The sequence below is a fragment of the Tolypothrix sp. VBCCA 56010 genome (assembly GCF_050875635.1).
In the GTDB taxonomy this organism is placed as follows: Bacteria; Cyanobacteriota; Cyanobacteriia; order Cyanobacteriales; family Nostocaceae; genus Hassallia.
In genome coordinates this window covers 26,956-48,619 of the sequence record NZ_JBPAOH010000014.1, presented here as the reverse complement: position 1 = coordinate 48,619, position 21,664 = coordinate 26,956, and the positions used below count along the sequence as shown (strand labels likewise).

At 41.4% G+C, this 21,664-nt stretch carries 17 protein-coding genes; 6 read left to right on the top strand and 11 right to left on the bottom strand.

Annotated features, from left to right (window positions below):
• Nucleotides 1-79: 79 nt before the first annotated feature.
• Nucleotides 80-2,551, bottom strand: a complete 2,472-nt coding sequence (locus AABK37_RS07240; protein WP_432550910.1) for a heavy metal translocating P-type ATPase — start codon at nt 2,549-2,551, stop codon at nt 80-82.
• Nucleotides 2,552-2,781: 230 nt separating this feature from the next.
• Here AABK37_RS07240 and AABK37_RS07235 point away from each other — a divergent pair, with 230 nt between their 5' ends.
• Nucleotides 2,782-3,195 carry a heavy metal-responsive transcriptional regulator gene (locus AABK37_RS07235; protein ID WP_432550909.1) on the top strand — a complete coding sequence of 138 codons (414 nt, stop codon included), beginning with the start codon at nt 2,782-2,784 and terminating at the stop codon, nt 3,193-3,195.
• Nucleotides 3,196-3,328: 133 nt separating this feature from the next.
• On the opposite strand, the gene AABK37_RS07230 is transcribed toward AABK37_RS07235, so the two are convergent.
• Complete coding sequence (locus AABK37_RS07230) at nt 3,329-4,081, bottom strand: hypothetical protein (protein ID WP_432550908.1); 753 nt, start codon at nt 4,079-4,081, stop codon at nt 3,329-3,331.
• Between the two features lie 61 nt (nt 4,082-4,142).
• Nucleotides 4,143-4,901, bottom strand: a complete 759-nt coding sequence (locus AABK37_RS07225) for a hypothetical protein (RefSeq protein ID WP_432550907.1) — start codon at nt 4,899-4,901, stop codon at nt 4,143-4,145.
• Between the two features lie 490 nt (nt 4,902-5,391).
• Here AABK37_RS07225 and AABK37_RS07220 point away from each other — a divergent pair, with 490 nt between their 5' ends.
• Nucleotides 5,392-6,759 (top strand): DUF6745 domain-containing protein, encoded by a 1,368-nt coding sequence (locus AABK37_RS07220; RefSeq protein WP_432550906.1) that lies wholly within the window; start codon nt 5,392-5,394, stop codon nt 6,757-6,759.
• Between the two features lie 389 nt (nt 6,760-7,148).
• Here the strand turns inward: AABK37_RS07220 and AABK37_RS07215 are convergent, their stop codons facing one another.
• Complete coding sequence (locus AABK37_RS07215) at nt 7,149-8,315, bottom strand: patatin-like phospholipase family protein (protein WP_432550905.1); 1,167 nt, start codon at nt 8,313-8,315, stop codon at nt 7,149-7,151.
• A gap of 409 nt (nt 8,316-8,724) precedes the next feature.
• Between AABK37_RS07215 and dnaN the strand changes: the two genes are divergently transcribed.
• On the top strand, nt 8,725-9,891 hold the full coding sequence (dnaN, locus tag AABK37_RS07210) for a DNA polymerase III subunit beta (protein WP_432550950.1): 1,167 nt from the start codon (nt 8,725-8,727) through the stop codon (nt 9,889-9,891).
• Here dnaN and AABK37_RS07205 read toward each other — a convergent pair.
• The 6 genes from AABK37_RS07205 to AABK37_RS07180 form a co-directional block, all read right to left on the bottom strand.
• Complete coding sequence (locus AABK37_RS07205) at nt 9,888-13,190, bottom strand: GAF domain-containing protein (RefSeq protein ID WP_432550904.1); 3,303 nt, start codon at nt 13,188-13,190, stop codon at nt 9,888-9,890. The genes dnaN and AABK37_RS07205 overlap by 4 nt on opposite strands.
• A 576-nt stretch (nt 13,191-13,766) precedes the next feature.
• Nucleotides 13,767-14,957 (bottom strand): TRC40/GET3/ArsA family transport-energizing ATPase, encoded by a 1,191-nt coding sequence (locus tag AABK37_RS07200; RefSeq protein WP_432550903.1) that lies wholly within the window; start codon nt 14,955-14,957, stop codon nt 13,767-13,769.
• A 42-nt stretch (nt 14,958-14,999) separates the two neighbouring features.
• Nucleotides 15,000-15,389: a DUF2358 domain-containing protein gene (locus AABK37_RS07195; protein WP_432550902.1), complete on the bottom strand. Its 390-nt coding sequence runs from the start codon at nt 15,387-15,389 to the stop codon at nt 15,000-15,002.
• A 53-nt stretch (nt 15,390-15,442) separates the two neighbouring features.
• Nucleotides 15,443-16,012: a hypothetical protein gene (locus tag AABK37_RS07190; RefSeq protein ID WP_432550901.1), complete on the bottom strand. Its 570-nt coding sequence runs from the start codon at nt 16,010-16,012 to the stop codon at nt 15,443-15,445.
• Nucleotides 16,013-16,104: 92 nt separating this feature from the next.
• Nucleotides 16,105-16,293 (bottom strand): hypothetical protein, encoded by a 189-nt coding sequence (locus AABK37_RS07185; protein ID WP_432550900.1) that lies wholly within the window; start codon nt 16,291-16,293, stop codon nt 16,105-16,107.
• Between the two features lie 83 nt (nt 16,294-16,376).
• The gene (locus tag AABK37_RS07180) at nt 16,377-16,760 is read right to left on the bottom strand and encodes an Rpn family recombination-promoting nuclease/putative transposase (RefSeq protein ID WP_432550949.1); all 384 of its coding nucleotides are present in this window, start codon (nt 16,758-16,760) and stop codon (nt 16,377-16,379) included.
• Between the two features lie 96 nt (nt 16,761-16,856).
• Between AABK37_RS07180 and AABK37_RS07175 the strand changes: the two genes are divergently transcribed.
• The 3 genes from AABK37_RS07175 (at nt 16,857) to leuS (ending at nt 20,223) form a co-directional block, all read left to right on the top strand.
• Entirely contained in the window at nt 16,857-17,072 is a 216-nt protein-coding gene (locus AABK37_RS07175) for a hypothetical protein (RefSeq protein ID WP_432550899.1), read from the top strand.
• Nucleotides 17,069-17,503 carry a type II toxin-antitoxin system VapC family toxin gene (locus tag AABK37_RS07170; protein WP_432550898.1) on the top strand — a complete coding sequence of 145 codons (435 nt, stop codon included), beginning with the start codon at nt 17,069-17,071 and terminating at the stop codon, nt 17,501-17,503. Before AABK37_RS07175 ends, AABK37_RS07170 begins: the two co-directional genes overlap by 4 nt.
• Nucleotides 17,504-17,667: 164 nt before the next feature.
• Nucleotides 17,668-20,223 (top strand): leucine--tRNA ligase, encoded by a 2,556-nt coding sequence (leuS, locus tag AABK37_RS07165; RefSeq protein WP_432550897.1) that lies wholly within the window; start codon nt 17,668-17,670, stop codon nt 20,221-20,223.
• A 543-nt stretch (nt 20,224-20,766) separates the two neighbouring features.
• Here leuS and AABK37_RS07160 read toward each other — a convergent pair.
• Nucleotides 20,767-21,642 (bottom strand): GNAT family N-acetyltransferase, encoded by an 876-nt coding sequence (locus AABK37_RS07160; protein WP_432550896.1) that lies wholly within the window; start codon nt 21,640-21,642, stop codon nt 20,767-20,769.
• Nucleotides 21,643-21,664 lie beyond the last annotated feature (22 nt).

Below are 21,664 nucleotides of genomic sequence, written 5' to 3'. Positions count from 1 at the left end.
TTAAAAAGCCTACGCAGGTAGGCTTTGTTCGTTTAGCCCTACCCTTCCAGGGTGAGGGCGCATTTTTTCACTTCTAGGGTTAATTACGAAAATTCCGCAAGCGTAAAGCGTTAGTCACCACAAACACAGAACTAAACGCCATAGCGCCCCCAGCAATCATTGGGTTAAGTAACCATCCAAAGATAGGATAGAAAACCCCAGCAGCGATAGGAATACCCGCGACGTTGTAGATAAAAGCAAAGAAGAGATTTTGCCGGATGTTACGGATGGTAGCACGACTGAGTTTAATCGCCGTGACAATGCCTTGCAAATCTCCGGAAATTAAAGTAATGTCACTAGCAGCGATCGCTATATCTGTTCCCGTCCCAATCGCAAACCCCACATCAGCTTGTGCAAGCGCCGGCGCATCATTAATACCATCACCCACCATTGCGACAAGAGAGTGGGGAGTGGAGGAGTGGGGAAGTGGGGGAGTGGGGGGAGATGAGGGAGATGAGGGAGATGGGGGAGATGAGGGAGAAATTCCCCCTCGTCCCCCTTGTCCCCCTTGTCCCCCTTGTCCCCCTTGTCCCCCTTGTCCCCCCCTCCCCCCCTCTCCCCCTCCCCCCCTCTCTCCTTGCAACGACTTAATCACCGCTGCTTTTTCATCAGGTCGGACTTCTGCAAAGACACGTTCAATACCAACTTTATAAGCAATTTCTTTTGCAGTTCTCTGGTTATCTCCTGTAAGCATTACTACATCCAAACCTAACCTCTGTAATGCTTTTACAGCCTCTGCTGAAGAGGGTTTGAGGTCATCGGCAATGCCTATTAATCCTTGTAGTACTCTATCTACCGCAATCCAGACGACGGTTTTACCAACTGCTTCCCTACCGTATTGTTGAAGATCGAAAATAGTCTCTTTCCCCTTTGGTATAGATATTTCTAATTCTTTCATCCAACGTTGAGTACCGATTTGTACTAGCTTATCAGAGACAATGCCTTGCACACCGCAACCTGCGATCGCTTGAAAATTTCTGACATCAGCTAAATGCAAATCTGCCTTTTCTACATACGGGGGAAGATGCCTAGAGAAATTCAGTTGCGATCGCGTATAATTCATAATAGCCTCAGCCAAAGGATGTTCAGAATTACGTTCCACCGCTGCGACTAACTGCAAAAGCTTCATTTCATTATTATTCGCAGTACCATTAACAGTTACAAAGTCGGTAACAGTCGGTTTCCCCTCAGTCAAAGTCCCGGTTTTATCCAGCACAATCGTTTTAATTTTGTGCGCCATTTCTAAACTTGCCGCATCCTTAATTAAAATGCCATTTTCAGCACCTTTCCCAGTTCCCACCATCACAGAAGTTGGTGTCGCTAAACCCAAAGCACAAGGACAAGCGATAATCAACACACCAACGGTGGTAATTAAAGATAAACTCAGATTGCGTGTGACACTAAACCAAATAATGAAAGTAACAACAGCAATAATAATCACTGCTGGTACAAACCATCCAGTTACTTGATCTGCTAATCTTTGAATTGGTGCGCTGCTTCCTTGCGCTTGTTGTACCAGTTGAACAATTTGCGCCAAAAACGTATCTTTCCCGATTCGTGTCGCCCGGAATTTAAAGCTACCTGTTTTATTAATTGTCGCTCCAATTACCTCATCACCTGGTACTTTTTTCGTCGGCAAACTTTCGCCAGTCACCATCGATTCATCAACTGTAGAATTGCCTTCAATCACTTCGCCATCAACCGGGATTTTCTCACCCGGACGTACCAAAATGACATCATCAATTCTTACTTCTTGAATGGGAATATCAATTTCCTTGCCACCGCGAATTACTCTCGCATCTCTAGCTTGCAAGCCGATAAGTTGGCGAATTGCCTCAGAAGTTTGCCCCCTAGCGCGACTTTCCAACAACTTTCCTAAAGATATTAAGGTAATAACTACTGCTGCTGTTTCATAGTAAACCTCTGGCATCAAGCCTTGATTCACAAAAAAGGCAGGAAAAATAGTCGCAAACAAAGAATAGAAATAAGCTGCACTTGTACCCAAAACAATCAGCGTGTCCATCGTCGCCGAACGATTTTTTAAAGCTTTCCAGCTATTTATATAGAACTTGTAACCGCACCAAAACTGTACAGGTGTAGTTAAAATTAATTGCAGCCAAGGATTATGTAACCACGCAGGAATAAAAGCTAAATGTACGCCAATCATCATTGGCAGTGAACCAACTACCAGTAAAATACTAATTACTGCTGCAACTGCTAGTTTAATTTTCAAGTTGCGTAATTCGGCAAGACGAACGGCTTTTTCGGCGTCATCTTCCCCAGTCATCATGCCTTCATCTTCTAGAGAATAAGCCGAATATCCCGCTGATTCCACAGCTGATTGAATTTGCTTGAGATTAGTTTTGCGGGGATTATATTTAACTACAGCTTGTTCTGCACCAAAGTTGACGCTACATTCACTTACACCTGTAACAGAGAGAATCGTTTTTTCGATTCTTTTAGCGCAAGAAGCACAACTCATGCCTCTAAGTTTCAGTGTGAGAATATCCATATTCAACAATTCCAAATTCCAAATGCCTAAGTCGTAGGATATAAAGGCATTTACGCATGTATCATGATTCCGATTATTTCAGTACGTTAAACTAGATTAAAGTACCACTCTTCATGTCAGCTTGACTAAAACTATTCTAAAATCTCTAGTAAGGTGGAGAGTCAAGCAATTCTGAAAAATAAGATCCCCGACTTTTTAGAGAAGTCGGGGATCTGAGGAAGGTCAATACCGTGCTAACTAAAGATAATCAACTGCTGTTAATTGGTCAGGTAACAGCCAAAAGCCAAGTCCCGATTAGGACGATTCGCTATTACGAAAGTCTTGGTCTACTCAAGTCATCAGGACGAACCGAGGGAAACTTTCGCCAATTTTCCGCAGATGTACTTACTCGGTTGTCATTTATTAAACGCGCTCAAAAACTGGGGCTGAGTCTGGAAGAAATTGGCGAAATCTTGGAAGTATATGATGGTGGTAAACCAGCGTGCGATCGCATTCAAGAAAAGCTAGAAAATAAAATATCAGAGATTGACCACCAGATAGAACAATTGTTAACTTTGCGAGGCGAATTAAAAGGAGTACTATCAGGATGGGAAAGTTTACCAATCAAGCCAGAAGATACAATTTGTCCGTTGATTGGCAAGTGAAAACCTCAAATATTAACTAAGTAGATGGGCATAAATAAACGCTCCTTAACGTAGTAACGGCTTAAGCCGTTAAAACCTTTATATTTGAGCGGTAAACCGCTCACTACGATATTTTACGTTTAATTTCGCCCACTTACTTAATTGTGTTTAATTTGCGCTTTAGCGTCACTGCACCGAAAGCGCCAAAAGCTATTAACCCAAAAGTGAAACTAGGTTCAGGAACAGCCGCAAAACTTAATTTATTAATTCCAAAAGGACGATTTGACACAGAACTACTAAAAACCAGCCGCTTAATATTAGCAATGTCGCTGCTAACACCAAGAAACACAGCAGAATTATCCAACGCTAAAGACGAAACCGCATCTAAAGAAAAAGTCCCCAATTCTTGATTTGCATCATCAAAAGCAGAAACAAATGCTTTATATGGATTTAGATCAAAAGCTACAGCTAGTTGAGTACCAGCGCTTTTCACAGGTTTATCAAAGGTAATACTTAAAGGTCCCGGATTACCATCTAGGGGAGGATTGGGTTTAGCGCCTGTTAACAAGATATAATCGCCACTCGCAAAATCAGTTGCTATACCGGGTGCAGGTAAAGTTTGAAAAACAAATGGTGCGCTAACACCCGCTTTAGGAAGCGGAATATCTACATTTAAACTTAAACCGCGTTGAGATGTAGCTGAAAAAGAATTGAGCAGAAAGTTGAAAGGATTCGTTTCACCTAAACTAGACCAATCTACTTGATCGTTACTTTTTAAAGCAGTCCTGTCAGTAACAAATGTGATGGCTTTAACTGGTAAAGGAAAAACTGCAACTAAAGTTGTTAATGCTGCAACTATAGTCGCAGACAAACCTTTATTTGAAAACTTGATTAATTTGGTTTCCATATTAAAGTCTTTGGCAGATACTTCAGTTAATTAGTGGGCATCATCCGTAACAACGGTAACTTTATACAGTCTTGTTTGTTTTGTCCTTCTTTATCAAACTGCCACCTAAAACACCAAAAACTAATAGACCACAAATGAAAGTTGGTTCAGGAACAGCAGCAATACTCAGGGTATTGATTGCCAAACCACGGTTTGCTACAGAAGTGCTAAAAACTAGCCGCGAAATGTTTGGGGTGTCGCTGAGAACACCAAGGAAAAGAGCCGAATTATCCAAAGCTAAAGAGGAAGTTCCGGGTGCTGAGAATGTTCCCAGCAAATTATTAGCGTTATCAAAAGCGGAAATAGATGCTGTGAATTCTAATGTGTCGTCTACTGCTATCTGAGTTCCAACACTTTTTACAGGCTTATCGAAATTAATAGTTATAGGTCCCGGATTGCCAGGTGCAGGAAAAGAACCTAGTATAAGCCCTCCGAACAGAACAAAATCCCCTTTGGCAAAGTTAGTCGCAATCCCTGGACTTGGTAAGGTTTGAAAGACAAATGGGGGAGTAAGACCCGGTAAATTAAGTTTCGGTATATCTACACTCAGCCCTAAACCCCGTTCAGATTTTGCAGAAAACGAATTGGGCAGAAAGTTGAAAGGATTCGCTGCACCGAGACTAGACCAATCTACTTGGTCGTTACTTTTTAAAGCAGTTCTATCAGTAATAAATGTGATGGCTTTAACTGGTAGGGGAAAAACTGCAACTAAACTTGTGAATGCTGCAATTATAGTCGCAGACAAAGGTTTATTTGAAAAGTGGATTAATTTGGTTTCCATATTAAAGTTTTTGGTAAATCCTTCTTCGCAAGTAAAAGAGGTATAAAGAACATTACTACACTTGCCACTTGAGATAAATATGTGTTAAAAAGATTATTGATAACTTTACTAAAACTTCATCTATAATTCGTCTTTCCCAAAACTCCGGGAACCGAATTACATTACTTGAGACGCGGTTGCTGAACCCAAGTCTCCCCAATCTCTTCACAACCAAAAGTCTTTTATAAGACTTGCATTGGAGTATTCATGCAGCCCAAAAATCTCAAGCGTCTCCTGCGTGCTTTAGCGCGACAGGGTTTAGATCAAGTTACAACAACAAAACTTATTCAAGTCGCCTACGCGATAATTCGGATATGCCTGTAGCTTAAGTGCTGCTGCCATCAGGCTTACCCGTAGAAGCTAAGGCATTGAAGCAAGATTTATCTCAAATATATTACTACGGTTTACAATTGTACTACAACAAGAATTTTAGGCATTTGTAGGATCGCAGATGTTAACGGATGAACAACGCTTGCGGATACTGAGTTATAGTTCGCATTGGCAACAAGTGGCACGTTCAACTACAAGAGTTGAGCAAATCGAGGCGATCGCCGTAGTTCGTCATCTTTATCAACGCTTTGGGTTGCCGTCACCACAAGTAATTGTAATGCCGAGTCCGGAGGCAGCTAAAGTCTGGATGATGTCACAGATGCGTTCCACATGGTTGCGGCGATCGCCTTGGCGCTGGTTATCTTTATTGCCAATACTTAGCTTATCGTGTGTGGCGTTTTATATTGGCTTTTTTGTTGGAGTAGTTCTGTTTAAATTAATTTTTCCACCTGTTATTAAGTGGCTAAAACCATTACCTGATTGGTTAACTTTTATTCCTGAGTACATACTCGCAGTGACTTTGATATGTATAATGCTTAGTCTGCCATTTTACGCAATGGGGAAATCCATACAATGGTTAATGCGTGTACGAGCGGTATTGAAAAATATCTCGGTACGCCGTCGTTTTGGAGAAGCGATCGCTCCTAAAATCACCCAAGATTTATTCGATTCTTTGATTGCAAAAGTGCGATCGTCCTTAGATGAAACGTTACTCACTCAAGTCGATGATTTGCTTTTGGAATCGCCCAAACAAGTTTACAATCAAGTTTGGGATAAGGCAAACAGAGTTTTATGCCAGTATTGGAATCGCCAAACCGAAGGATTTTTTTCAACTTTACAGGTTGAGCAAATGCTGTTACCTCTGCCGACCTACCTACAGTTTTGCAGTCAGTTAGATTTTTATCTGGATGAGTTGGGGTGTAAAACTAATCAACAAGACTGGCAATTGATTTGTCAGATTGCACGTCATTGTGGTTGGATAATTCCCATGAAGAAAATATGTATTTTATGCGATCGACCTGTGCAGTTGAAATTTGATGAGCAAGGGCAACTACATTCCGATGGTACAGCTGCAATTGAATGGTCGGATGGAGAACGTTACTTTTTTCACCACGGGTTAGAAATTTATGAGTTTTACGGACGAATTCCCTCAAGCGAGTGGAAACCAGAATGGACAATTACAGAGCGAAATGAAGAAATGCGACGAATATTGACCCGTAAGATTGGGTATCGACGCATGTGTGAAGAATTACCGACAATTCAAATCGACGAATGGTATGAATACACTCTGTTAGAAATTGACAGCGAAACAATTTTCTTATCAAATTCAGGAATTAATGCATTACCGCCAATCGATCTTGAACCAATTATGCTGTTAAAAATGACTTGCCCTTGCACCGGACAAGTTGATGTAATGCGAGTACCGAGCTATATAGAGTCTGCTATTGAAGCCGTTACTTGGGTTGAACGCGCCGAAGAACAGCTATAGTATTAAGTTGTACTTGCCGGATGATTGAAATTTATTATCTATATCTGTAAAGAGCGATCGCACCCATTCAAAGCAAACCTGTGATTAGCTACATAGCGCGATGTGCAACTTTATCATAATTTCCATACCCTTTTTATGGTGACGCGTACTTAGACCCCAAGATTTACTACAGCCCATCACCATTCAACCACAGACAGGTGATGAGGATTCGGTATTATTCTGCCGTGTTTATTTGGGCGTGGAGCAGGTAAGAGGGATTTATGATGAACAGACTTTAGGCATTTTACAAATCAACTATTGTGTGCATAACGAGCTAGTGCCAATTTCCGTGCGGTTCTACAATATCATGTAGGAAATTAGCTTTACAAACGTTTATTTTCTATCCCACATCAATTCAAAGTGAGTGGCTTGTCAAGCTTGTTAGAAGAAGTGTCACAAAAGTGATTATTTGCTACCATTAGGCTGTTATCTAATACTTTATCTTCTACCTTATTGCTAGTATTCAATACTTCTTTTAACTCGTTAATTGTGTCTTTGCATATAGTTGTTTCAAAATAGGAATTGGCAAAAGCTTGTAAAGCATTGAGATTTTCTTCTGATACATCATCTAAGCTATCTCTTTCTAATTTTCCTTGAAAACGAAAATATCTGTTCTTTTCAAGCATACTAGTGGCAATATGATCCACTGCCTGAGATACTCCGTCAAAAAGTATATTGGTAATATTAGTAGTCCAATTAAAAATTCCCCACTTTTGTGCCTGTTCTATAGAAATGGGACGGTTAGCATCACCTGTACCTAAAGAGACAATTACAAATTGCTCTTTTATTAGATCTGTTCTAGCTTTCATACCTTCTGCTAATGCACAAGCTGTAGGATTACTGGCAACTACACCACCATCAATCATAGGAACTTTGTAGGATACGTCGCCATTTTTCATTTCCATAATATGTGCAGGAAAAAAGATAGGTGCAGATGATGAGGCTTTACAAATTTCCCAGACAGGAATTTTAGCGTATCGAGGTTGGCTACTGTTGAAGGGAATAGCTCTTCGATTCAAAGTATCATAACTCATAACTAAAGTAGTAAGCTTTCTTTCATTTAAACACCATAAATCTTCAAATAATAAATCTTTACATTTCTTATTAGAGTCAATTTGAGAATTATATTTTAAGAATTTTTCAGATTTAAACTCATCTTTAAGAACGTTTTGTAATCCCTTGTCACAGTAAAATTGTTGATCTATACCCTGCGTAGGTAAATGTTTTATAAATTTAAGAGCGCGTGAAAAAGGTGAATGGGGGAAAATTTCTTTACCACGTTCTTTATAAATCTTAATTAACTCACTAGCTGGTTTACCCAATGAAATGCCACAAGCTAAGATGCTGCCAGTTGAAGTTCCTGCTATTAGATTAAAATGATCCCGAATAGGTGCCCCTAGCTCTTGTTCTAAACGGTGTAACCAAACAGCTGTAATTAATCCACGTATTCCTCCCCCATCTAAAGAAAGAATACGATAAGTTGGCTGATTATTTTGCTTGGTTTCGCAAGTATTCATACTTTTGATGACTCTCTTTATTTATAGATGACAGGTGCTTCAAAGTAATGCAGTAACAACATGATCTACTGACTTAGGTTGCACTATTACGGATTTTCTCTAAGTTTTTTTGTGAAACAGGAATACGTTTTTTATTACGCTCGCTCGATTTCTCGGTTTCCGAACTATCCCCCAAGCCCAACGTGCTGTCTTCCAATCAACTCGATAAAGTTTTTTCTCTTTTTGTATGAAACTACCCTGCCCTTAAGAAAGGGGGGTAGTGGGGGGATCTTCAGGTGATGTAATCCAGATTTTAGATCCCCCAATAGAGTTAAAAAGGGGGCTTAAGAAAAAGTCGCACACGGCGTTACATAGTCGCATTCTTCGCAACAATGATGCTAGCATATTTCTTCACCAGCCAGACTTGACCATGAAATTAGTTTGCGCCCAAAGCGACCTCAGTACCAACCTCTCACTCGTTAGCCGTGCAGTTCCATCACGTCCAACTCATCCGGTACTTGCTAACGTGCTACTGCAAGCGGATGCTCAAACTAACTCGGTAAGTTTAACAGCCTTCGATCTCAGCTTGGGTATCCGCACCAGCTTTAGCGCTGAAGTTATCCAAGGAGGAGCGATCGCACTTCCTGCTAGACTACTCGTAGATATTACCTCTCGTCTTCCCGAAGGAGAAATCACCTTAGAAGATGAATCCGCAAGTACCGCTGAAACCCCAGGCGGTGAAGGTATAATTGTTACACTCACACCCAAAAGCGGGCGTTATCAGCTGCGAGCAATGGGAGCGGAAGAGTATCCCGAACTACCCGTAATCGAAAATATCGAAGCAATTTATCTTACCACCGCTGCATTAATTGAAGGATTGCGCGGTTGTTTATTTGCAACCAGTAGCGATGAAACTAAGCAAGTGCTTACCGGCGTGCATTTAACACTTAAAGAAGACACGCTAGAATTTGCAGCTACAGATGGACATCGTTTAGCAGTTGTAGAAACACTCAACGAAAGTCCTATAGCTAGCAGTGAAAATCAACTAGAAGTAACTGTACCAAACAGAGCCATGCGGGAACTAGAGCGGATGTTGGCTCATAGTTCCTCCGAAGAAGAAACTGTAGCCTTATACTTCGATCAAGGTCAAATTGTCTTTCAATGGCAAAATCAACGCCTGACTAGCCGAATTTTAGAAGGACAATATCCCGCTTATCGGTTACTTATTCCCCGCCAATTTGAGCGACAATTAACGCTCGATCGCAAACAATTAGTTAGCACCTTAGAGCGAATTGCTGTGTTAGCCGATCAAAAAAATAATATCGTGAAAATCAGCATGGACGGCGATGCAGGGGAAATTACCTTATCTGTAGAATCTCAAGATGTGGGTAGCGCTATTGAATCGATGCCGGCACAAATATCAGGAGAAGATATAGATATTGCCTTTAACGTCAAATATTTAATGGAAGGCTTAAAAGCTTTGCCATCTCAAGAAATTCAAATGCAGGTAAATGGAAATCTCACTCCAGTGATTTTTACACCACTAAGCGGTTTAAAGATGACTTATTTAGCAATGCCGGTGCAATTAAGAAGTTAAAAGTGGTGAATATGTGTAATCGGAATTTGAATTGAAAATTCCGTACCATCAGGTAGCGAATTACATTTAAAGACACCACCGTGTTTATCTACCACAATTTGGTAACTAATTGATAAACCTAAGCCAGTACCCTTTCCTACTGGCTTGGTGGTAAAAAACGGGTCAAATATTCGCGTTTTGATGTCTTCGGGCATTCCAGAACCATTATCGGCGATGCGAATCACCACTTGATGATTGTTTATAACTTCGGTACTAATCCGAATTTGGGGACGATCGCTTATTTGTCCAGAGTTTTTTCCTAATGACTCTTCTAAAGCATCAATCGCATTGCTCAAAACATTCATAAACACCTGATTTAATTGTCCGGCATAGCATTCTACTAAAGGTAGGTTGCCGTACTCTTTAACTACCTCAATAGCGCGACTGTTTGGCGTTGCTTTCAAACGATGCTGTAAAATCAGTAACGTGCTATCAATACCTTGGTGAATGTCAACTTCCTTCATCTGGGCTTCGTCAAGCCTGGAGAAATTCCGTAAAGACAAAACAATCTGACGGATGCGATCGCTTCCTAGTTTCAACGACGACAGTATTTTAGGCAAATCTTCGGCAATAAATTCTAAGTCTATATTTTCCGCTAAATCGCAAATCTCACGGCTGGGGTTCGGATACTGCTGCTGATAAAGAGCTAGCATACTAAGTAAATCGTTAGCGTATTCACAGACAGGGCTAAGGTTGCCATAAATAAAGTTTATGGGGTTGTTAATTTCGTGTGCCACACCAGCCACCAATTGTCCTAAACTGGACATTTTCTCGGTTTGGATTAATTGGGTTTGAGTTTGTTGTAATTCTTCTAGCGCTTGAGCGAGTTGTTCTGCTTGATGCTTGGTTTGGGCAAGCAACTCAGCTTGCTGGAGCGCTACCCCAAGCTGCACCGCAATCTGAGCCAAAAATTTGATTTCCGAAGCTTCCCAGTGCCTGGGTGCAGAATTTTGATAAGCTGCCAGCAAACCCCAGAGTTGTTGCCCTACAAAAATGGGAGCGATCGCGTATGCTTTGACCTGAAATTGTTCCAAAACAGCAATATGACACTCAGAGTGACCAGCCTGATAGATGTCGTTTACTGCAAATGTTTGATTCTGGCGATACCTTCCACCTTTTGTTTCTTGCAAATAAGTATCTTCCCACACCATGTTTATCTGGGAACTGATTAATTTGACCCAATTCTCACCAACAAACTCCGCAAGAAACTGACCACTCCAATCAGCGTTAAAGCGATAGACTGCAACTCGATTTGTTTGTAGTGATTGACAAACTACTTGGGTAGTCGTTTGAAATATCGCATCCAAGCTGAGAGATTCCCGAATCTTGGCAACTACTTCAAATAATACCTGTTGTTGTTCTGCTGCTTGTTGCAAATTCAATGTCTGCTGTTGTGTTTGCTTGAGTAATTCAGCTTGCTGGAGTGCTACCCCGATTTGGGCAGCAATTTGACTGAAGAAATCAACTTCAATGTCCTGCCATTTGCGAGATCCTGAGTGTTGATAAGTTGCTAGCAAACCCCAAAGTTTTTGTCCGACAAAGATCGGAGCAAGCACAAAAGCGTGAATCTGAAACTGCTCTAGATTGTCGATATGACACTGAGCAAAACCCATCTTGTAGATATCATCTACTGCAAATGTTTCATTGTTGCGGTAGCGTCCTCCCTGTGTGTCTTGTAAGTAAGTGTCGTTCCAAACAGTATTAATACCTAGTTTGTACTCATCATTCAACCAGTTGGGACTAGCAGCTTCAAAATCACCGACAAATTCACCACCCCAATCAGAATCAAAGCGATAAACAGAAACACGATCAACTTTTAAGAGTTGACAAACCTCTTTAGTAGTTGTTTGAAAAATAATATCGGTGTCAAGAGACTCACGAATTTTGGCAATGACTTTGAACACAGCTTGTTGCTGTTGACTTGTCCTTCGCAGTTCAACGGTGCGCTTTTTAACTTGATTTTCTAAGTCGGTATTAAAGGCTTGTACTTGTTGGTATAATTCATACTGCTGACATGCTGAGGCAAAGTGTTTGCCGATTTCTTCAGCCAATTCAATCTCTGCAAACGTCCATTTCCGAGCCTGTGCCTGTTTAAATTCACGCCAAATATCAAATGATACACGCGGGTAAAGTTGCCGCTTGTCGCCATCACATTGACCAGCCCACAAAGTTTCTGTGTCTATTTCATCTCGGAAAATACTTAAATAGCCAAGTAATTGCTGACGATAAGAAAGCGGAATCATCAAGATGCTGCGAATTTTGGTTGATTGAAAAGCAGCTTGTAAACTTCGTAAATTTGGAGTTTGATATATATCTGAAATAGCCCAAATATCATAGTTACCATTGTAGTGTTCTTGCCAAACGTTATATTGCTCCATCAATGGATATATTGTTTGTTCTGGTATTGCAGGTTGCTTTCCACTAATATAAAGTTTGACAGCATCGCTTCCAGGTATCAAACATTCCGCGAAACTTCTGAAGCTGCGATTTTGATAATTAAAAGCTTCATTTCTAATACAAAGTCTGCCACCAGAACCGCCAAAAGCAGCAATGGCTGCTTCTAAAGCTGGCTGTAATACAATTGTCGGCAATGAATGCAATAAAGTAGCAATGCGGCTAACGATCGCTTCTCGTTCAGCTTTTTCACGCGCTTGAGTCAAAAGAGTACTATGAGCGATCGCTATCTCTAGCTGATCTACCACAATCTGTAGCCCTTCCAGTTCATTTTCGCCAACACAAAGCGGTTGCGAGTGGTGAGATACCAACAGTCCCCAGAGTTTTTCCGATTCTAGAATCGGCACTACCAGAGATGACTGTACACCCATTGCCGTCAAATATTCAATATGACAGCGGTCTACAGGACGATAACGAAAATCTTCAGATATAATTTCTTTGGTTTGGGCATCACACACAGGACTTTGACCAATTTTGCCCTCGTCCACATTTACAAGCGATCGCACTCGTGATTTAATAAATAATTCCCGCGCATCAGGCGGAATGTCCGAAGCGGGAAAATTAAGCCCTAACAAAGATGGTAAGGAGCGATCGTTTATCGATTCAGCAATCACCTGACCGCTACTATCGACATGAAATTTATAAATCATCACTCGATCTGTGCCGAGAAACGAACGCACCTCCCCCACTGTCGCTATGAGAATATCTTGCAGTTCTAGCGTCGAACGGATACGGTTTGTTATGCGACGCAGCAAATTTTCTTTATTTCGACTTACCTGCAAGTCTTGTTCTGTGCTATAGGTCATTGCTTTTAGTAAAATTATTAAGATAATTTCTATAAAATATAATTATTGTCTTCTTTTATAACTGATTTAGTCCTCAGCAAAATCACTGATTATATTTACATAAATATTGAAAATTGCTAAGATAAAATTACTAATATCCACAGTACAAATATTAGATATACTTTGAACGAAAGAGCGTAAAAAGTTAGATTCCCGACTTTTTAAAGAAGTCGTGAATCAGTTCCACCGCAAATTTTCACAAATCATCTAGAATTCCTATAGCGGTTCTCACTTGCGTCAAATACCCAAACGCAGTAGGGACAATTCATGAATTGTCCCTACTGCGTAATGATTAATGACACAACATTGTTGTGTCACTACAAAAAACCTATATCTGATTTAAAGCTTACCTATTTTAATTGCCTTATAATCATCTATTCGTTAGTGGAGTTAGAAGTTATAAGAAAGCAAAAAAATCAGTAATTCTAACTCCTAACTCCTGTACGGGCGGGGTAACCCCGCCCCTCCTAACTCCTGTACGGGCGGGGTAACCCCGCCCCTCCTAACTCCTGTACGGCCGGGGTAACCCCGCCCCTCCTAACTAATTCTCGCAGCGTCAGCAAAGCGAATTTTCAGATAATCATCTTCCATCTTTGCGCCAGATGGTTGCAATGCTGCCAAAGCTTGCGGTAATACTAAGTTACGGCGATGATTGCCAATTGTAATATTTAATTCGTCTCCACTTTTACTAAGTTGAACTTGGTTTTTAGGAATCCCAGGTAAATAAAGTTCCAAACTGTATTGGTTTTTATCTTGCACTACTCTGATTGTCGTTTCTTTGTAATAAACTTGAGTTGGGTCTTCATCTTTGTAGAGCGTTTCCTTCAATCTTTCTAACGCTGCTAAACCGCAAAGTTCCTCAGAAAAAAGCGGTGCTTCTTTCACAGGCAGAGGAAGAAAGTTCTCATGAATTTCTTGGCGATATTGCTGCTGATTTTCTTTCCAACGTTGGAAAAATGGATCTTGTACTTCGTTGGGAATGATGCGATTAGCTATAATTAAATCCGTTGCCACATTATACAAACTCAAATAAGCATGAGCGCGGAGAGACTCTTTAATCACCATCTTTTCTGGATTGGTAATCAGCCGCACTGAGGTTTGAGTATTATCAGTTAATACTTTTTCTAGAGCTTCAATTTGCTCATAAAATTCATAAGGTGCGTCCATCACCTCTTTATCTGGCAAAGAAAAACCTGCGATCGGTCTAAAAAGAGGTTCAACTAAAGGTCTAAGTGCGACAGAGATGTTTTGAAACGGTTTATAAAATCGGCGCATATACCAGCCGCTGATTTCTGGTAAACTCAACAGTCGTAATGCTGTACCGGTGGGGGCTGAGTCAATAATCAAAACATCATACTCCCCTTCATCATAATGGCGTTTCATCCTTACCAAGCCAAAAATCTCATCCATGCCTGGTAAAATTGCTAATTCTTCGGCTTGTACCCCCTCCAAACCCCGCGCTTGCAAAACTTGGGTAATGTAGCGTTTGACAGCACCCCAGTTTGACTCTAATTCTATCAGCGCGTCGAGTTCCGCACCCCACAAATTTGGGCGAATTTGTCGCGGTGCGTGTTCGAGTTCTAAATCAAAACTGTCTGCTAAGGAATGTGCCGGATCTGTACTCAAAACAAGTGTGCGATAGCCTAGTTCCGCACAACGCAGTCCAGTAGCTGCGGCAACGGAGGTTTTGCCTACACCACCTTTGCCTGTCATCAAAATTACACGCATGGATGATTTTTCCTAGCTGAGGATTTTTTACATTTATTTACATTATCGACTTTTTAACGGAAATAAATGCTGCTTTAGCACGTCTAAACGCGAACAATTCCAGTAATCGATGTGAGAAACAATCAGATTATCAGAGTTGAGGCGTAACTCACTCCAGCCAGGGATAGAGATGTATGGTTTCCACGGTAGAGGTGTATTCCAGTTGAGTGTCCACTTAGTTTTAATTGTGTCTCCTTCTTTTTGAATATCGTGTAAATCCATTTTCGGATTTAAAAAGAAAGTCTCCATGAATTTAATCATCAATTTGTAAAACTTAACCCCACTAAATTTGTTCAGCGGATCTTGAAAATAAACATCTTCAGCGTAGATGCTGTAAGTTTGATTTGCCGGAAATCTTTGATAGTCTTCTTTGAGGATTTGAATAATATCCATGAGGAATTGTTGGTTGTTGGTGGTTAGTTGCCCCGTTGTTCAACTATCAACTATTATGGTTTTACTTCATTCCATAGACGTTCTAACTGACGTTGCCAAGCAGCTATAACTTCTGCTTGCGCTTCTGGAGTTTGTTCTATTTCACCTAACAATCCTTCAGCGTAAAAGCGTTCTAAAGTTTGCATAGTAGCTTGTAGAGATTGTCCTTGCTGTTTTGCTGCTAGGATAATTTGTCGAATGCGATTTTCAATTAGCCGATTGAAGACATCATCTAAACCAGCTTCATATAAAGATACTAGTCGGGCGATCGCACTCTTTAAATCCGCACTCACCAAAGTGTCGCTATTATGCTGAAATACTCCCCACACTACGCCATCATACACTGCGTAGCGTACTTCTTGAGTCTCGTCAAAATTCGCTTCTAACAACTGTTCTAATAAAGGTTGAGCTTCTTGTATTGGCACAATTGGCAGCAACACTCGCACCCATGTATTATCTTCGCTAACTAGCACCAATAGCCGAAAACCAGAAGTTTCTACTTGCCAAGAACCTGGTGCGATCGCGCTTATAGCTGCTTCACCAAATAAGTCTGCCAGCGTTACCGCTATTTCATCAGATTTCATAGTTTTTTCTTCTCTTTAGCCTCTAGGGTAGCGTTTTACGGTTCCAGGCGATAACGAACTATGTACTTAGAGGCAAAAATAACTATAAAAATCTATCTATCAGTCTGCTGTACTGCCTGCTGAACTACTTCTAAAGGTAAATCTAACAATTGAGCGATCGCATCCAAACTCAACCCAAACTCTACCATTCGCGGTATTGTTTCTAACTTGTTTTGCTGCTTACCTTCTTCTAAGGCTTCTTGATAAACTTTGGTTTGTTTTAACTCACTTAAACCTAACATTGCTTCAATCTCCTCGCGGCTCTTTTTTGGTAATTTCTAGACAACGATCGTCTCAATTAAGAGGCAAAAATAACTATAAAAATCTATCCATCAGTCTGCTGTACTGCCTGCTGAACTACTTCTAAAGGTAAATCTAACAATTGGGCGATCGCATCCAAACTCAACCCAAACTCTACCATTCGCGGTATTGTTTCTAACTTGCTTTGCTGCTTACCTTGTTCTAAGCCTTGCTGTTTACCTTGTATTAAACCTTCTTCTAAGGCTTCTTGATAAACTTTGGTTTGTTTTAACTCACTTAAACCTAACATTGCTTCAATCTCCTCGCGGCTCTTTTTTGGTAATTTATAGACAATGATTGTCTCAATTAAGTTGATGAGGTCGCGCTTACTAACTTCATCAGTTAACTGTTGTTTTGCTTGGTCGATTAAACGTCTTGCTAATTGTGGTGCTGTTTCTTCAGCCTCAATAACAAGTTTAACAACACCAACACCAAGGGAGTTGCCACCCCTTCCTCTGTTTCGTTATTCTTCAGATAGGCGTAATGCAGTTAGGGAGAACCTCAAATGTCAACTAATACTTCTCTGGAAGAACGTCTCGCAGCTGTCGAAGCTGCGGTGACAAAGTTGCAAAAACAAGTGGCAGTTTCTCAACCAACAAATTGGCTCCAACAAATTACAGGTTCTTTCAAAGACGAGCCTGCGTTTGAAGAGGTACTCGCTTATGGACGTGCGATTCGTCAAAGCGATGAGCCAATAATCGAAATTCAGGATGAGCGATGAAATATTTGTTGGATACAGATCATCTGAGCATTATCCAACGACAGACGGGTCAAGATTACGTCAATCTTTCAACCCGCATGGCTCAATATCCGCTATCAGATTTTGCAATTTCAATTGTGACCTTTCACGAACAACTTCTTGGTAGCCATACGTATATTAGTCGCGCTCGTAACGAGAGTGAAGTCGTGAAGGGTTATGAAATGATGCTACGCCTTGTTAATGATTTCAAAATGATACCGTTTGTGTCATTTAATACTGACGCTGCTACGACATTGAGTCAATTACAAGCTCAACGCATTCAACTTGCAAGAATGGATTCGCGGATTGCGGCGATTGCCTTATCTGGTAGATTAATTTTGTTAACGCGCAATCATCGGGATTTTAGCAAGATACCCGGATTGTTAATTGAGGATTGGACGTTATCACTTTGATAGGTGCTTTTATAGTGCCGATCGATCGTGTACTCCACCACCACTCTTTGACACACAAAGAAAACGCTTTATTTTTATGGATCGCTCTTAAGCCGTCAGGCATACTCTAGAGTATGCCACAATAGCGTCAAACAAGCTCGCGCATACTTTTAGGAGTTTTCATTGTGGAGTTCCGATATAACCCAGCAGAAATTGAGGAAAAATGGCAAAAAACATGGACTGAATCAGGCTTAGACAAAACACCTACAAACAGCGACAAGCCCAAATTCTACGCTTTATCCATGTTCCCCTATCCATCGGGCAGCCTGCACATGGGTCACGTCCGTAATTATACGATTACTGATGTGATTGCCCGCCTCAAACGGATGCAAGGTTATCGGGTACTGCATCCGATGGGATGGGATGCATTCGGCTTGCCAGCAGAAAATGCCGCCATTGATAGAGGTGTGCCACCGGCAAAGTGGACGTATCAAAATATCGCTCAGATGCGGCAGCAATTGCAGCGTTTGGGTTTGTCAATCGACTGGGAACGCGAATTAGCTACATGTTCCCCTGATTATTATAAGTGGACGCAGTGGATTTTCTTGCAGTTTTTGCAAGCGGGGTTAGCTTACCAAAAAGAAGCTGCTGTTAACTGGGACCCGATAGACCAAACTGTATTGGCAAACGAGCAAGTTGATAGCGAAGGAAATTCTTGGCGTAGCGGTGCCAAAGTCGAACGCAAGTTGTTGCGGCAATGGTTTTTGAAGATTACCGACTACGCCGAAGAATTGTTGAATGACTTAGATAAATTACCAGGCTGGCCCGATCGCGTCAAGTTGATGCAGGCAAACTGGATTGGTAAATCCACAGGTGCGTACTTAGAATTTCCCATCGTCGGGATAAATGAAAAAATCGGTGTATACACCACCCGTCCAGATACGATTTATGGCGTTACTTACGTAGTTTTGGCACCAGAACATCCTTTAACCAAGCGCGTTACCACACCCGAACAGCAAGCAGCGGTGGATGCGTTTGTCAAAGAAGTTACTAACCAAAGCGAGTTGGAACGCACCGCAGAAGATAAACCGAAACGGGGTATCCCCACTGGTGGTAAGGCAATTAACCCCTTTACCAACGAAGAAATTCCCATCTGGATTGCCGATTATGTATTGTATGAATATGGTACTGGGGCAGTGATGGGTGTACCTGCACACGATGTCCGGGATTTCAAGTTTGCCAAAGAACAGAATTTACCTATCAAGGTGGTGATTATACCAGAAAATGGCGAACAAGAAACGTCACAAGCATATACAGAACCGGGAATTATGATTAATTCTGGTGACTTCGATGGTATGGCATCTGGTGAAGGCAAGAGTGCGATCGTTGAATACGCCGAAATACAAAATTTTGGCAAAGCGCGGGTACAATATCGCTTGCGGGATTGGTTGATTTCCCGGCAGCGTTACTGGGGGGCACCGATACCAGTAATTCACTGTCCTAATTGTGGGACGGTGCCAGTACCAGATGAAGATTTACCAGTACAGTTGCCGGAAGATGTAGAATTTAGTGGGCGCGGCGGTTCTCCCCTATCACAGTTGGAATCTTTTGTCAATGTGCCTTGTCCGAGTTGCGGCACTCCTGCAAAGCGCGAAACTGACACGATGGATACTTTTATTGATTCCTCGTGGTATTTCTTGCGGTATCCTGATGCGAAGAATGAACAGCAGGTTTTTGATCCAGCGAAGACGAATGACTGGATGTCGGTGGATCAATATGTGGGTGGAATTGAACACGCGATTTTGCATTTGTTGTATTCGCGCTTCTTTACTAAAGTGTTGCGGGACAGAGGTTTGTTGAATTTTGATGAACCCTTTCAACGTTTGTTGACTCAAGGTATGGTGCAAGGTTTAACTTACAAAAATCCTGTCACCGGGAAGTATATCCCATCAGCACAAGTTGACCCGGCAAATCCGAGAGATCCAGAAACGGGGGAAACACTACAAATCTTCTATGAAAAGATGTCCAAATCGAAATATAATGGCATCGATCCTGAGGAAGTTTTGGCGAAGTATGGTGCGGATACTGCACGCATGTTTATTTTGTTTAAAGCACCCCCAGAAAAGGATTTGGAATGGGAAGATGCTGATGTTGAAGGTCAATTTCGGTTTTTGAATCGAGTTTGGCGTTTGGTTGTATCTGTTGATAATAAAGACGCGATTCATCGCGTCACGACGACGGGGGAATTAAGTAAGGCAGAGAAGGAGTTGCGACGGGCAATTCATACTGCTATTAAGGAAGTTACGGAAGATTTGCAGGGGGATTATCAATTTAATACTGCTATTTCCGAATTGATGAAGTTGAGTAATGCTTTAGCTGATGCTAGCTGTAAAGATTCACCAATTTATGCTGAAGGTATTCAAACTTTGGTGATGTTGCTGGCACCTTTCGCACCACATATTACTGAGGAATTGTGGCATTTGTTGGGCAACAGTGATTCAGTTCACACTCAACCTTGGCTGAAATTTGACCCTACTGCTTTGGTTGCTGATGAAATTACTTTAGTGATTCAAATTATGGGCAAAAAGCGCGGAGATATTCAAGTGCCGGCGCAAGCTGATAAAGCAGCTTTGGAAAAGTATGCGCGTGAATCGGAAATTGCCCAGCGTTACATCGAGGGTAAGGAAATTAAAAAGGTGATTGTCGTGCCTGGGAAGTTGGTAAACTTCGTCATTGGGTAAATGACCTAGAAGCTGGGTTTTTTGAAATCCCCACAGGCTATAAGCCTGGGGCTACACGTACAAAGCCCACCTGCGTGGGCTGAAATCTTTATAGCCCACGCAGGTGGGCTTTGTTTGTATAGCCACACCCTTCTAGGGTGAGGGTGAAAAGAAACCGGGCTTTAATTATTTTATACAAACACGAACAAGCGCTTGAGAGTTTTGCTCACTCAAGCGCTTTACCGTATAACTGTATACCAACCCACTTTTTTTATGCAACATTTGGAACCAGCAATACTCCCTAAGTCAAGAGGATTGCGAAGATAACATGTAGCAAACATATTATGAAGTGGTATCACTCCTTGCACTATTAAGAATATCTCTTCTGCGGTCAAGACGGTATTCTGGTGAGTGACAGTTTCTTAACTGACACTTGTTTATCTCAAATGACTTATCATTTAGGGTGATAAACAAGACGAAGCAAAACTGTAGATGATTTAGGGTATAAGTATAAAAACATAGCCAGTATTTTTTTTGATGGTTGGCGATCGCACATCAACAATATCAACAACGTGCAGAACGTGGTAGCATGAATTTCTCATTCTCTGCGGCAAAGTTACCGCGAACCATCAGCAAAGAATCTCCATCAAAGATGTGAGATAATGCTTGCACATTCGCATTGAGGCGATCTGGGCTGAAGTAGATCGCAACTTCTTGAATGCGTTGAGGTATTCTTTCAAGAATCTCAGCTAAAGTACAGATTCTCGTGCCAACCACATCGAAAAGCTGAAGTTGTGTATCTTTTATTTCCATACAAACGATAACATCCAAGTCTTCGGCATAGTATAGGGGGTTTCTTCCCTCATTGACGCAGAATACAGCCTTCTCGTTTACTATGCCGACGATGTTAGACACAGGTTCGCGTGTTTCCAACAGTCGGTGTAGCAATTTCACGTCATTAGTATCGGAAGTATCAATTAATCGAAAACCTTGACTACCTGCTGAGTCACATTTGGCGATGAAAATGTGTTCTTTAACAACGCGAAAGCCGAAAGGTTGATATAACTCTGGTTGTGCTGTTGTGAGGACAAGCGTATCGTAACGACTGTTACAATAATCAAGCACTTCTTTGATAATTTGTCGGTAATAACCGCGGCGGCGATATTCCGGATGGGTACATACTGCGTGGATTCCCCCAGCGATGATATTTTGTCCCATCAGTTGCATGGGGATTTCTAGCACTCCGACATGGCTAATTGCAACGTCATCATGCAAGCGGATGAAGGGAGTAGAAGCAGATTCCCACGATGCACCAAGCATTCTACCAACTTGCGCGGCGTCGCTAATTTGAATTTCTGGGAAGACAATTTCTAATAAGTTGAAAAGGCGATCGCTTAATTTATCTTCAGCAAATGACCTTTGAAAGCGATACTGATTCATAAGAAACTTGCCTAATGTACTA